General features: G+C 28.1%; 11 protein-coding genes and 1 riboswitch. Of the genes, 2 read left to right on the top strand and 9 right to left on the bottom strand.

Annotation, left to right across the window (positions count from 1 at the left end; genetic code table 11):
* Window positions 1–256 precede the first annotated feature (256 nt).
* The 3 genes from JW646_RS13870 to adhE all read right to left on the bottom strand — a co-directional run bounded on the left by JW646_RS13870 (window position 257) and on the right by adhE (window position 5,514).
* Entirely contained in the window at window positions 257–889 is a 633-nt protein-coding gene (locus tag JW646_RS13870) for an HD domain-containing protein (RefSeq protein ID WP_228415476.1), read from the bottom strand.
* Between the two features lie 58 nt (window positions 890–947).
* Window positions 948–2,597: a potassium/proton antiporter gene (locus tag JW646_RS13865; RefSeq protein ID WP_228415475.1), complete on the bottom strand. Its 1,650-nt coding sequence runs from the start codon at window positions 2,595–2,597 to the stop codon at window positions 948–950.
* Between the two features lie 271 nt (window positions 2,598–2,868).
* The gene (gene adhE, locus JW646_RS13860; RefSeq protein ID WP_074915102.1) at window positions 2,869–5,514 is read right to left on the bottom strand and encodes a bifunctional acetaldehyde-CoA/alcohol dehydrogenase; all 2,646 of its coding nucleotides are present in this window, start codon (window positions 5,512–5,514) and stop codon (window positions 2,869–2,871) included.
* 445 nt (window positions 5,515–5,959) lie between these two features.
* Between adhE and yidA the strand changes: the two genes are divergently transcribed.
* A complete protein-coding gene (gene yidA / locus JW646_RS13855) occupies window positions 5,960–6,778 on the top strand; it encodes a sugar-phosphatase (RefSeq protein ID WP_074915101.1) in 819 nt (272 codons plus the stop codon).
* Between the two features lie 132 nt (window positions 6,779–6,910).
* Window positions 6,911–8,707, top strand: coding sequence for a sensor domain-containing diguanylate cyclase/phosphohydrolase (locus JW646_RS13850; protein WP_228415474.1), 1,797 nt, complete (start codon window positions 6,911–6,913; stop codon window positions 8,705–8,707).
* Window positions 8,708–8,783: 76 nt separating this feature from the next.
* Here the strand turns inward: JW646_RS13850 and JW646_RS13845 are convergent, their stop codons facing one another.
* The 6 genes from JW646_RS13845 to ade all read right to left on the bottom strand — a co-directional run bounded on the left by JW646_RS13845 (window position 8,784) and on the right by ade (window position 14,984).
* Window positions 8,784–9,407 carry a PH domain-containing protein gene (locus JW646_RS13845; protein WP_083399234.1) on the bottom strand — a complete coding sequence of 208 codons (624 nt, stop codon included), beginning with the start codon at window positions 9,405–9,407 and terminating at the stop codon, window positions 8,784–8,786.
* A 150-nt stretch (window positions 9,408–9,557) separates the two neighbouring features.
* Complete coding sequence (locus JW646_RS13840) at window positions 9,558–10,364, bottom strand: MetQ/NlpA family ABC transporter substrate-binding protein (RefSeq protein WP_148556194.1); 807 nt, start codon at window positions 10,362–10,364, stop codon at window positions 9,558–9,560.
* 243 nt (window positions 10,365–10,607) lie between these two features.
* A riboswitch (SAM riboswitch) is annotated at window positions 10,608–10,713 on the bottom strand.
* A gap of 94 nt (window positions 10,714–10,807) precedes the next feature.
* Window positions 10,808–11,440 carry an amino acid ABC transporter ATP-binding protein gene (locus JW646_RS13835; RefSeq protein WP_074915098.1) on the bottom strand — a complete coding sequence of 211 codons (633 nt, stop codon included), beginning with the start codon at window positions 11,438–11,440 and terminating at the stop codon, window positions 10,808–10,810.
* An 18-nt stretch (window positions 11,441–11,458) separates the two neighbouring features.
* Window positions 11,459–12,070, bottom strand: a complete 612-nt coding sequence (locus tag JW646_RS13830; RefSeq protein WP_228415473.1) for an amino acid ABC transporter permease — start codon at window positions 12,068–12,070, stop codon at window positions 11,459–11,461.
* Between the two features lie 40 nt (window positions 12,071–12,110).
* Window positions 12,111–12,896: an amino acid ABC transporter substrate-binding protein gene (locus tag JW646_RS13825; protein ID WP_228415472.1), complete on the bottom strand. Its 786-nt coding sequence runs from the start codon at window positions 12,894–12,896 to the stop codon at window positions 12,111–12,113.
* Window positions 12,897–13,250: 354 nt separating this feature from the next.
* Window positions 13,251–14,984: an adenine deaminase gene (ade, locus tag JW646_RS13820; protein WP_228415471.1), complete on the bottom strand. Its 1,734-nt coding sequence runs from the start codon at window positions 14,982–14,984 to the stop codon at window positions 13,251–13,253.
* Window positions 14,985–15,108: the final 124 nt, after the last annotated feature.

The following is a 15,108-nucleotide window of genomic DNA, read 5'->3' as shown; positions in this document are numbered from 1 at the left end:
TGAAACTCAATCAAACTATTTTTATTGTAAATATATCCAATTATGTTTAATCATTTTTAATTAATTAAATTTTATTAATTAAATAGTAGTGTAACATTTTAATTTTGTCAATTAAATTTAAATAATTTAAATTTAATTAAACACTTTGAAACACTTTTTTGAATTTACAATTTTTCATAAATAAAAAAGTCTGTTATATTTTTTATAAAACAGACTTTTATTATATATTTATATTAATTTGTAATTTTTTTCTTTTTTAATATTCTAGTTTTTGAAAATCCTTTAATGCATCTTTTAGATAAACTTCTTTTAGTGAGTAATCTTCACTTACGAGTCTTCCAAGGGCATCTGCCTTTGCCAATAGTATCAAATCTTGCGGACAAACTGACTTTTTAAATAACTTTCGAGTACTTTTTAACTTACTATTTTGATTTGCTAGTTGATTTGGTTGCATGTGAAGTTCTACCATGTTTAGTACATAATCTTCAAATGCATTCTCTTGTTTTTTAACTGTTCTATCTAAAAATTTTCTAACTAATTTTAACCCAGCTCTTTCATGATTATAAGAAATTATTTTTCCATCTTCTTTCGTTGTGGTTGCAATCACTTTTCCAAAATCATGACATAAAGCTGAATACATAAATCCAATTGGATTTTTAGCTTTATTCTTTAACTTTGCAGCCTCATCTATAACCATCATAGTATGATTAAATACATCACCTTCTGGATGGTGTATTGGAGATTGAATTACCCCTACTAAATCACCTACTTCAGGAAATTTCATATCTAAATTATTATCATCTTTTAGATTCATAAAATATCTAGATGGTTTTTCATATGTTAATAGCACTTCTTCAAGTTCTTTTCCTATGTTTATATTTTTTGTCATAGTTTAAAATTCCCTCGTTTATTCATTAATTTCAATTTTCAAACTTATCAATTTATACTTAATGATTAACAATATCTAATTTTTCTATATCACTAATATCAGTCCCTGTTATTACTAATATGTCATTAGGAAGTATTTCTGTGGATCCATTTGGAATAATTATTTCGCCTTTTCTCTTTATCATAGCTACAAGAATTTCATCTGAGATATCTGCCTGTGCAATTGTTTTATTTACAAAATCACTTGTAGTTCCCACACATATTTCCATAAGTTTTGTACTCTTTCCTTCTTGATACATTCTCAATTTATCAAAATTATTACCTGTTACAACTAATATATCTCCAGGAAGTACTTTTGTAGAACCATTTGGAACAAATACATCTCCTTCTCGTTTTATCATCACTATAAGAATATCCTCTGGTATATTACTATCCATAATAGTTTTATTTGCCAAATTGCTATCTTCAGTAATTGATATTTCTATTAGCTTTGTGTTTTTATCTTCTTTATAGTCATTAAATGTTTTGAAAACTGATGATTCATCATCTATTAAATCTAATTTTAATGCAATTTTAGGTATAAGAGTACCTTGTACTCCAACAGAAAATAATGCTATGAAGAATATAATGTGAAATATATCACTATTAATGGGAACTCCATAAGTTATTGCAAATATGGCAAAAGCTATAGATGCAGCACCTCTAAGACCTACCCAAGATATAAATATCTGCTGTTTGAAAGGTATTTTGAACCAACTTAGAATACTAAATGTAGCTATAGGTCTTGCTATAAATATCATAAATATAGATATTGCAATACCTTGAACCATTATACTGGACATTTGAGAAGGATAAGATAATAATCCTAATAAGAAAAATAATATTATTTGCATAAGCCATGATATGCTATCAAAAAATTCAAATATACTTTTTTTGTGAGGAATTTTACTATTCCCAATTATTATTCCTGTTATATATGCACTTAAATAACCATTTCCACCAAATAACTCGCTTAATCCATAAGATAACACTGCAATAGCTGTTACAAATATGGGATAAAATCCATCTATTTCAAAGTTTATATGTCTTAATAGATATATAGTTAATTTGGATAAAACAATAGCTAATATAATACCTACTACAATCTGACTAAATAGCATTGGTAATATACTTGAATAGCCTTTATTAGTCATTAATGAAAGTATAATTATAGTTAACATATACGCAAAAGGATCATTGCTCCCACTTTCAATTTCTAATATAGATGCAATTGAACCTTTTAAATTTAGTTTTTGTGAACGAAGTATAGAAAACACTGAAGCTGCATCTGTAGATGCTACTATGGAACCTATAAGAAGACTTTCTAACCATGTAGTTTTTAATACTCCATAGCAAAATGCGCCTGTAAGACCAGCCGTTATAACCACCCCTATGGTTGACATTAGTATAGATGGAATTGCAATAGGTTTTGCCATTTTCCAGTTTGTACCAAATCCACCAAAAAACATTATAAATATAAGGGCCAAGGTACAAATGTCTTTTGTTAATTCAAAATTATTATAATCAATCCCAAATATCCCATCTGCTCCAAAGACCATCCCAAGTATTATAAAAATTAAAAGTATGGGTACCCCAAATTTATATAACACTTTACTAGACGTGACGCAAGTTAATATTACGAGAGCGCATATAACCATTAATTCTATCATCCTACCACTCCTTTACAATATAGTTTTTTATATTATTATACACAATTATAATATAAAAATTAATAAGTTAACAGTTTGTCAATTTAATTTTAACTTTTTTTTAACTCATTTTTAACTTAATTTTAACCTCAAATGTCTTTTGTTGTCAATTTTTGTATTTTTATGTACAAAGAAACCTTCTATTTTTCATAGAAGGTTTCTTGTATTACACAAAATATTAATTTTAAGGTTATATTTTTAATGAATCACTAATTTAACTATTTTTGTACTACTATTTTTTAGATTCTTTTAATACTTTTTTAGTTGGATATATATTCTTATATATATCATGTAATTCAGTTACCAACGGTAATCTTGGGTTAGCTGGAGTACATTGATCGTCAAATGCATCTAAAGCTAATTTTTCAATTGCAGCAAAATAAGTTTCTCTTTCTACTCCACATTCTTCTATAGACATTGGTATATTTAATTCCTTCATTAAACTTCTAATAGCCTCAACTAAACTCTTTACACCTTCTTCAGTTGTATTAGCTTTTAATCCAAGAACTTTTGCTATTTCAGCATACTTCTTGTCTGCTACGAAAGATTTATATTTAGGGAATGCAGCAAATTTAGTCGGCATTTGTGCATTGTACTCTATTACATGTGGTAATAATATTGCATTTGCTCTACCATGTGGTATATGGAACTCAGATCCTAACTTGTGAGCTAATGAGTGGTTTACACCTAAGAAAGCATTGGCAAATGCCATACCTGCCATACAAGATGCATTGTGCATTTTTTCTCTAGCTTCTCTGCCCTCAGCAGTGTGTCCACCTTTATATGATAATGGTAAATATTCAAATACCATTTGTATAGCTTTCATTGCAAGAGCATCTGTATAATCAGTTGCCATTATAGATACATATGCTTCTATGGCATGAGTCAATACATCAAGTCCTGTATCTGCAGTAACAGCAGCTGGTACAGACATTACAAATTGAGGGTCTATTATAGCCACGTCTGGAGTTAACTCATAATCAGCTAAAGGATATTTAATATTATTTACTTTATCAGTTATAACTGCAAATGAAGTTACTTCTGAACCTGTTCCTGAAGTAGTTGGTATAGCTACCATTTTTGCTTTTCTACCTAATTTAGGGAACTTATAAACTCTTTTTCTTATATCCGCAAATTTAAGTCTTAAATCTTCAAAGTCTGCTTCAGGATTTTCATAGAATAACCACATGCCTTTAGCAGCATCCATTGCAGATCCTCCACCTAAAGCTATTATTGTGTCTGGCTGGAACTTTCTCATTGCTTGAGCACCATTTAATACTGTGTCTACTGATGGATCTGGTTCTACATCAGCAAATACCTCTACCATTACTGGATTTCTTCTTTTTCTTAATTGATATTCTAATTTATCAGCATATCCAAGTTGAACCATCATTCTATCAGTTACAATCATTACCCTTTCAACATTTGGTAGTTTTTCTAAATATTGTATTGAACCTACTTCATGATATATTCTTTCAGGGACTTTGAACCATTGCATATTAACTCTCCTTTTAGTAACTTTCTTAACATTTATTAAGTTTACAGCAGATACGTTGTCTGTAGTTGAGTTATTACCCATTGATCCGCATCCTAAAGTTAATGATGGAGTATTTACATTATATATATCTCCTATTGCCCCATGAGTAGATGGTGCATTTACTAAAAGTCTTCCTGTTCTTACTCTATTTGAGAATTCTAATATTACATCATCGTTGTTTGAGTGAATAACTGCTGAGTGTCCAAGTCCACCAAACTCTGTCATTTCAACACATTTTTGTACACCTTCTTCAGCATTTTTTACTTTTATACAAGCTAAAACTGGAGACAATTTTTCTTTTGATAATGGATAATCCATCCCAACACCTTCTATTTCAGCAACTAATATTTTAGCATCTTTTGGAACTTCAAATCCTGCCATCTTAGCTATTGTATATGGACTTTGTCCAACTATATTTGGATTTAATGCTTTAGTTTCTGGGTTTATAACTGTTTTTTCTAATAATTCTTTTTCTTTTCCATATACGAAGTGACAGTTGTAATGCTTAAGTAAAGCAACTACTTCATCGTATATACATTCTTCTATTATAACTGCTTGCTCAGAAGCACATATCATTCCGTTATCAAATGATTTAGATAATATTAAATCATTTACTGCTTGTTTTATATCAGCAGATTTTTCTATGAAACAAGGTACGTTTCCGGCTCCAACTCCAAGTGCTGGTTTTCCTGCAGAGTAAGCAGATTTAACCATTCCCGGTCCTCCTGTTGCAAGTATTAATGATACTCCATTATGCTTCATTAATGCGCTTGATGCTTCTAATGATGGTACCTCTATCCATTGTACGCAGTTTTCTGGAGCTCCTGCTTCTATCGCTGCATCTCTTAATATTCTAGCTGCTTCAGCAGAACATTTTTGAGCTGACGGATGGAAACTAAATATTATTGGATTTCTGCCTTTCATAGATATTAAAGTTTTAAACATTGTTGTTGAAGTTGGATTTGTAACAGGAGTTACCCCAGCTACTACACCTATCGGTTCAGCCACCATCATATATCCTTCTTCATCGTTTTCTTCTATTACTCCAACTGTTTTTTTGTATTTTATACTGTTATATATATATTCTGTAGCAAAAATATTTTTTGTTACCTTATCTTCAAATATTCCTCTTCCTGTTTCATTTACTGCAAATTGAGCAAGTTCTATATGTTTATCAAGTCCAGCTTTTGCCATAGCTGCTACTATCTTATCTACTGCTTCTTGATCTAACTTTAACATAGCTTCTTTAGCTATAGTTGCTTTTTCCACTAATTCATTAATCATACTTTCAACATTTACCTCTTGGTTCACAACTTTAACTTTTTTTGTTTCTTTACTCATTTGGAAACTCCCCCTGTATAATTATAATGTTAATAAACCTTGTTATATTTTTAACAACTTTTCATACTTTTATATTAAATTATCTTATTTAATCTGTCAATACATTTGTTAAATTTTTATCAAATTAATATATAAAATTAAATTCACATATATAACCCCCCTTAGAACAGCTTATCTACTAACTTTTTAATTAGTTATTTTTATAAGCAAAAATGAGTCATATTACAAAATCAATTTTTTATATAGTTTATTTTTTAACAATAAATTTTATTCCAATGAGTTTTTATTGAATTTACTTATAAAAACTTTTAAACTATATATTGTCCTTGAAAATTACTACTAATAAATTTCAATAATTAATATTATCAAAAACTATTAATATGTAAGTTTATTAATATAGTTATTTAAAGATAATTTACATTTTTAATATTCAACAGGAGGATTTATGAATTACAAATTAATTGCATTAGATATTGATGGAACTTTAATCAATAGTTCACACCAACTTACAGAAGGTGTAAAAAAGTCTATAAAAAAAGCAAAAGAAAAAGGCGTTAAAGTAGTTTTATGCACTGGCAGGCCACTAAAAGGTGTTGAAAAATTCATAGATGAATTAAGCCTTAAAGAAGAGGGAGATTATGCTGCTACTTTCAACGGAGCTTTAGTTCAAGATACTTTTACTGAAAATCCAGTATCTCACTTAACACTAAAATATGAAGACTTAGTAGATTTATACAATCTAAGCCTGGAAGTTGGGTCTAGAAGCCATTTTTATGACACTAAAACTATTTATACTTTTAATAAAGATATCAGTGATTATACGGTATTTGAATGCCACCTTACCGGAGTTCATTTAAATGTTACTACATTAGATGAAGCTCCAAAAGATATTGCCATGTCTAAGTTTATGATGGTAGATCATCCAGAAATATTAGATGAATGTATAAAAAAAATTCCTAAAGAATACTACGAAAAATATACTATAGTAAGGAGTACTCCTTCATTTTTAGAATTTTTAAATCCAAATGCCAATAAAGGTAATGGTATTTCACTTCTTGCTCAAGAGCTTGGTATAAAGAAAGATGAAATCATCTGTGTTGGAGATGCAGAAAATGATAAACATATGATAGAATATGCAGGACTTGGAGTTGCCATGGGAAATGCTACAGGAGAAATAAAAGACTTAGCAGATTATATTACTCTTTCAAATGATGAAGATGGAGTTGCTCATGTTATAAATAAATTCATACTAGAAGAAAGATAATTTTAAAAGGAACTACTCTATATAAATTTTAGTAGTTCCTTTTTATATAGTATTTGTAGACATAACTATAAAATAATTGTAAAATATTCATTGTTATAATTTTCCAAAATACACTCAAAAGGAGCCTATGTAATGGAGTATAATAATTCTACAGACATATATAAATTATTTTTAGAAAATATACCTTATCCTGTATGGATACAAGACATTGATACAAAAATAATTTTTATAAATGATCATTATGAAAATTTATATAACGTAAAAGCATGTGATGTCATTGGGAAAAAAACTGTTGATGTATTTTCTAAAGAAAAGTCTGACACTTATAATGAACAACTAAAAAACACATTGATAACAAAAAAAGTAACTATTTCTGAAGTACTTATTAAAGGTTTATACTTTAGAACTTATATATTTCCTATTCTTGATAAAAAACAAGAAACACAAGGTGTTGCAGGCATAGTTATCGATATAAATGAAAAAAAACAAAAACACTTAGAATTAATACATCAAAAGAATATTTTAAGAACTATTATAGATACACTCCCTGAGGCAATTTTTTACAAGGATGAACATTCTAAATATCTAGGTTATAATAAGGCGTTTTTAAATAACTTTAAAAATTTTCACAATTGTAACTTATTAGATGATGATGGTCTACTAGAAAAAACTGACCTAGATTTAATGTATAACAAACAAAGAGCCATGAACTTTTATAAACAAGACAAAAAAATTTTAAAAACTAAAAAACCAATTAGTTTTGAGAATTGTTATAAACACGCTGACGGTCATATTATAACTGAGGAAAGCATAAAAACACCCATAATTGATGAATATGGAAATATCCGTGGTATAGTTGGAATATCAAGGGATATAACTCAACATAAAACATTAGAAGATAAGCTAAGATATTTAAGTGAAATAGATGCCCTTACTGATCTTTATAACAGAAATAGTTTTGAAGAAAAAATAAAAAAACTTAATAAAGCAAATTATCATCCTTTAGGTATAATAATGGGAGATGTTAATGGATTAAAATTAATTAATGATACCCTGGGTCATTTAGAAGGAGATAATTTATTGAGAAGCATTTCTAATGTTTTAAAATCCTCTTGTAGCGAAAGCGGATATGTTTTTAGATGGGGTGGAGATGAGTTTATAATTCTTGTTCCTAATGCTGATGAATTAAAATGTGATAAATTAATAAAACAAATTTTAAATGATTGCAAAAAATATGATTACAAATATATGCAACTTAGCATTTCTTTGGGAGCTGTAGTTAAGCATGAGGTTGATGATAATATCTATGATTGCATAAATAAGGCTGAAGAAAAGGTTTATCGTCATAAATTATTAGATAATAAAAGCATTAAAAGCTCTATTATGGATTCTTTACTAAAAAGTTTAGAAGAAAAAAACTTAGAAACTAATGAACATGCCAAAAGAGTAACTAAATATGCTTTAGCTTTAGGACAAAAGTTAAACTTTAAAATTTCAGAATTAGATGAATTAATTCTGGTAGCTAGACTACATGATATTGGCAAAATAGGGATTTCTGAAGATATATTACTAAAACCAGGTTCCCTTACTAATGAAGAATTCGAAATAATGAAAACTCATACAGAAAAAGGATATCGAATTATAAATGCCTCTAGCGAACTGTATACTGTTGCAAAGTGTGTTCTTACACATCATGAAAGATGGGATGGCAAAGGGTATCCTCTCGGTCTAAAAGGAGATGAAATACCTTTAGTATCTAGAATAATTAATATTGCTGATTCTTTTGATGTGATGACTAACAATAGACCTTATAAAAATACAAAGAGTAAAAATGAGGCTATAAAAGAGCTACAAAGGTGCGCTGGAACACAATTTGATCCTACTTTAGTACATTATTTCATAGAATATATTAATGATATAGAGGAATAATTCCCCTATATCATTTTTAAATTGTATTCTATAGTATTTTTAGATTACTTCTAATTCTTTAGATTTTATTTATTAATTAATTATTTATATATTTTTCAAAAACATATCCAAAATCTTTATTATTGTAATTTTCTCTTATATCGCTCATCCAGCTAAAATTAAACTTAGTAATTTCTTCTATCATATTGGCAGTATTCCCCTCCATACGAGACCTACTTACAGCATCATTTGCCATGTCTAGGCTTTTCATTCCATATTCATATGACTGTCTATTTTTATGCTGTATTTTGCCAATCTCAAATAAAGCTTTATATAAATCTTTTAATTGTTCTATTTGTTTTTTATCAACATCTATACTGAAATAATTATCTGCAAAACTAAATTTTATTTCAACATCTAAATCTACTGTTCCTGCTGTTTCTAGTGTTACCGAGTGAACATTTTCACTACGAAACTCATGTCTTTTTACTACTCTTTTTTTACTTACAGCAGATGCACCATCCACATGTATTAATCCTCTATTTGTAAATACATACTCATCTGATTTTGATTTTATAACAAAGTAGATTTTCTCCCCATCTTCGTTCATTATATAATCATCTCCATCAACTTTGTTAAAGTCCTTTGGATCTATTATCTTTCCTATATCAGATAGACCTAATGTATCTGCTGCCATTTTTCCAAATATATTTCCTGCCATATTGTCCTCCAAATTATTTGATTTTTACTACATTTATATATTATATCATTTTAGGATTTCTATTCAATCATGATAATTTTAAAATTAATTCTGGAGCAGATTTCATGAAAATGTATTATTATATATATCATTTATATAACTATGTTTACTTTAAAATACAGGTATTACAATTCCATTATATTTAGATTCTATAAGTTCTCTGCATTTATCAGATGTAAGAACTTCTTCAAGCACTTTTATTTTTTCCCTATTCTTGTCTTCGATTCTATATGCAAGTAAATTAGCATATTCATCATTTATAGGTGCTGTATAAATTCCGTCTTTCTTTGCACTAAGACCTGCAGGTATGGCGTAAGTTGTATCAACAAATCCAGCTGTAACATCTTCTAATGCTGGAGGAATTTGTGCAACATCTAGTTGAACAAATTCTAAATTTTTCGGATTTTTAGTAATATCCTTGACTCCAACTATATCACCTTTTTTTAGAGCTATTAATCCTTCACCCTCCAAATATCTTAAAGATTTTGATGCTGAAGCAGCATTATCACTTATTGCAATCTTATCTTCGCTTTTAAATTCATCAATAGAGTTTATTTTCTTAGAATATAACACTCCTGGACAAACATATAATTTAGATCCTGCCATTATTTTATAGCCCTTGCTCTTTACCGCCTCATCTAAATATGGTTTGTGTTGAAATAAATTTGCATCTATTTCTCCATTATTTAATGATTCATTAGGTAGTACATAATCATTAAATGTTAAAACCTCCAACTTATACCCTTTTTCTTCTATAAGTGGTTTTAACTCTTCTAATAATTCTCCACCAGGAACTAATGTAGCCCCTACTTTAATTGTTTTATCCTCTTTAGATTCAGGTGATGAATTCGAGCATCCAACTAAGGATGCACATAGTAGTGCACTTAGTGCTAAGTTTAATAATCTTTTTAATTTCATAATAATGTTCCCCCTTAAATTTGTAATAAAATAAAAATCTGCTTTAATTAAGTCACTGGGTGGGCACTACACTTCATGTCGCCAACGAAATATTTTCGTTACCAATTAAGACAACTATGCTGCTTAAGATTTGCATTGTTTATATTCTCTTTTTTATAAATTTTGTATAAATTCAAAACTAATGTATTTTTCTAGTAAATAAAAAAAACTTGAGTATAAACTCAAGTTTTAATAACGAATTTATACTTATCTTTCAGCAAATATACTGCAGGATTTAGCACCATGTATATAAAAATATACTGGTTGCCGGGTTTCATAGGGCCAGTCCCTCCACCACTCTAGATAAGAGATATTTATTTTTTAATTTGATAATTATAGTAACACCATTCTTTTTCAAAGTAAATTATATAATTTATTTTTTATATTTTTATTTATTTTTTATATTAGTCTCCTATTTTTATTATTTTATCTTTAATATTATTAGCAAATCCTATATCATGAGTTATTATCAAGATTGCCATGCCTTTTGACTTTAAATTTTTTATTATTTTTGAAACTTTTTTTATTGAATCCACATCTAATGCTGATGTTGGTTCGTCAAAACAAAGTACTTTTGGTGTTAATGCACAGGCTCTTGCTATGGCAACTCTTTGACATTGTCCTCCAGATAATTCATAAGGATAAGAATTTATTTTTTCCTCTAAATCTACCATTTTCAAAATTTCTTTTGCATCTTTTATTGCATTTTCCTTAGGCTTTTTCAAAACATTTACTGGAGCTGATATTATATTTTCTAAAACAGACATATGTGGAAATAAATTAAAATTTTGAAATACCATTCCTGTTTTATTTCTATTTTTTAATATATGACTTTTATCTCTCATTACACAATTATCTAATATTATTTCTCCATGATCAAAATCTTCAAGACCATTTATACATCTAAGAATTGTAGTTTTCCCTACACCTGATTTTCCCAAAAGTACGCATACTTCACCACTATTTACTTCAAAATTTATATTATTTAGTACTTTATTATTTCCAAAGGATTTATTTAAATTTTTTACTTGTAACATAATTTTTCTCCCATCTTTTTATCTATAATACGCATACTTGTTTTCTATTTTTTTAAACATAATTGTCAAAATTCCAATTAAAACTAAATACACTGCTCCAGCCTCTATTAAAGGAACTATACTTGCCTGTTGATTTTGTGATATTTGAGCGATTCTCAATATATCATTTAACCCTATTACATAAACTATAGCAGTGTCTTTAATTAAAGTTATTACTTCATTAGACATGGCAGGTAACACTCTTTTTATGACTTGTGGAAAAATTATTTTTCTGTACATTTCAAATTTACTAAATCCTAGTACAAAAGCACCTTCATATTGACCCTTGTCTATAGATTGAATTCCACCTCTAAATATTTCAGCAAAGTAAGCTGCATAGTTTAATGAAAATGCTAGGATTACTGCATCAAATCTGTCAAATATTATTCCCATTAAAGGAAGACCGAAAAATACAAATACAAGTTGTAATAATAAAGGTGTTCCTCTCATAATTAATATATATAAATTTGCCATTTGGCTTATTATTTTATTTTTAGATAATCTTAAAAAAGCTATCATAATTCCAAGTGGTACTGATATTATCAAGGTTATGAAAAACACTGATAATGTAATTTTTAATCCTTCTAGCATTGTAAAATTTCCTCCTTGTTTTTTCCTTAATTTTCATACCTTAATCAGCTTTTCCAAACCATTTTTTATAAATTTCATCAAAAGTTTTATCTTTTTTCATTTCTTTTATTGTCTTATTTACCTTGTCTCTAAGCTCAGTATCATCTTTTCTAAATGCAACAACATAATCTTCAGTTCCGAAATTATCATCTAATATTTTATACTTTTCTTCACCTTTTTTACTTATATAATATTTAACTAAAGTTTCATCTCCAACTATTGCATTTATTCGTCCTGCTTCCAAATCCCTAAAAACTTTGTCGAAAGTATCATGTAAAACTGGTGAACCATCTAAACTTTTTAATACTTTTGTATCTTTTTCTAAAGCTTCTTGTCCAGCAGATCCTTGTTGAGTTCCTATTATTTTACCTTTTAAATCTTCTTTATTTTTAATTGGTGAATCTTTTAGAGTTACTATAAGCTGACTATTTTTCATATATGCATCTGTATAAGTAACTTTTTCTTTTCTCTCCTGAGTCAAAGAATAGCCATTCCATATGGCATCTATGTTTCCTGAGTTTAATTCAGTTTCTTTCATCGACCAGTCTATACTTTGAAATTTTACATTCACATTTAGTCTCTTAAAAGTTTCTGTTGCTAAATCCACATCAAAGCCTACTGTCTTTCCATTGTCATCTAAATATCCCATAGGAAAATATGTATTATCATACCCTATTACTATTTCATTATTATTTAAATCTACATTTTTTTTATTACACCCTACTACCCCTATCATAATTACTAAAACTGCTAATCCCATTGTTAATTTCTTTAGTATCTTTTTCATTTCTTTCTCCTCCTAATAATTTAATTTTTATTTGTTAATTATTGCAATAAAAAAACCACATAGGCTAATACCTATGTGGTTAATATTTGTAATATATACTCCACCATAGATACAAGCCTTTTTAACAACGCTAAAAGGGCTTGTATCTATGAATTAAATTTCATAATTTACAATCCCTTGGCTCTATGATGGTGATGATGAAGTTGTATATTTAATTTTATTGTAATTGTTGATTTTTTCATAACACCATTTCTCCTCTTCGTATTTTTTTATTAAAATTAATTATGTTTACTTGTAGTTTATAGTAATACCATTATTTGAAATTGTCAAATGTTTTTTGTTTTTTATCCTAGTTTATTTTGATATTATGTCCATAAAATCAAAGTTTTCCACATCAAATAATCCTTTATCTGTAAGTTTTATATTAGGTATTACTGGAAGTGCTAAAAATGCTAAAGTTAAAAATGGATCTATCTCTTTGCTTACTTTTAATAAATTGTATGCTATATCTACCAACTTACTAAATTTTGAATTAACATACTCTATATCTTTATCACTCATTAATCCACCAATATTTAAAGGTAAGCTTTCTAAAATTTCATTTGAAGATGAGATTGCAATTCCACCATCCATACTTATGACTTTATTTACAGCATTCACTATATCCTCATCATTATCACCAACAACTATAATATTATGGGAATCATGAGATATAGTCGTTGCTATAGCTCCATTTTTTAATTTGAAGTTTTCTACTAAACCTATACCTATATTTCCTGTATTTTTATGTCTTTCTATTACTGCTAACTTTAATATATCTTTTTCATTGTCATATTCAAACTTATTATTAACAACGTCAACCTTAGCTTTTGATTTTTCAGTTATTAAGCTATGAGGATTTAATGAAATAATATTTACTACTTCCTCTCCATTTTTCTTTTCAAAATATATTTGTATGTCTTCTTTAATAATTTTTGAAAGATGAACAGTTTTTAACACTTTAGAAAAATCTTTTTCTTTAGTTGTAAATAAAGGCATTTTTTCTTTCCCTACTAACTTTCCATCCTTATAAACTTCTTCTATATTGAATTTTTCTAAGTTATCAAATACGATTATATCAGCCTTATATCCTGGAGCTATTGCTCCCACATTTTTTAAATTGTAACAGTTTGCTGGATTTATAGTGGCCATCTGTATTGCTGTTATTGGATCTATTCCATTTTTTATTGATAATCTAACATTGTAGTCTATATGACCTTCTTTTAATAAATCTTCTGGGTGTTTGTCATCCGTACACAATAAAATTCTTTGATAGTTATATTCATTGACACCATTTATAAGATTTTTAAGGTCTTTAGTTGCTGAACCTTCCCTTATCATGACATACATACCTAGTCTTAATTTTTCCAACATTTCATCTTTTGTTGTGCATTCATGATCCGTGTTTACTCCACTTAAAACATATGCATTTAAGCCTTCTCCATTTATACGAGGAGCATGGCCATCTACTCTTTTTTTATTTTTATACGCTAGATTTAGCTTGTCTATTACATCTTTATCTTTACATATGACACCAGGATAATTCATCATCTCACCTAAACCTAGAACTCTTGGATGATTTATATATTTTTCCAAATCATCAGCCTTAAGAACTGCTCCTGAATTTTCAAAATTAGTTGCTGGTACACATGAAGGTAGCATAACATATGTATTTAAAGGTAGTTCTTCACTTGAATTCAATATATATTCAATTCCATCAAGACCACAAACATTAGCTATCTCATGTGGATCTGTGATTATAGTTGTAGTTCCTCTTGGTACTATAGCTTTTGAAAATTCCCCTGGTGATAACATAGATGACTCAATATGAACATGGGAATCTATAAGGCCCGGTGCTATATATTTCCCATCTAAGTCTATATTAGTATTTCCTGTATATTTTCCAATCCCTACTATTATCCCATCATGTACTGCCACATCTCCTGTTACAATTTCATGGGTAAATACATTAACTATCTTTACATTTTTTAATACTAAATCCGGATTTTTATTTTTCATTGATCTATCTATTAATTCACTAATATACATAATACTCTCCCAACTATCAAATATTTTTTAAATCCTATAATATCATATTTATATTCATAGTCAAGTTTTTTATTAAATTTTTTTCTTCCTCACAATGGTTTATCTTAATCATTTATTCATCTAT

It is taken from the genome of Terrisporobacter hibernicus, from assembly GCF_020809405.1.
In the GTDB taxonomy this organism is placed as follows: Bacteria; Bacillota; Clostridia; order Peptostreptococcales; family Peptostreptococcaceae; genus Terrisporobacter; species Terrisporobacter petrolearius.
The sequence above is the reverse complement of the archived record's forward strand: the minus strand, read 5'-3'. Positions and strand labels throughout refer to the sequence as shown.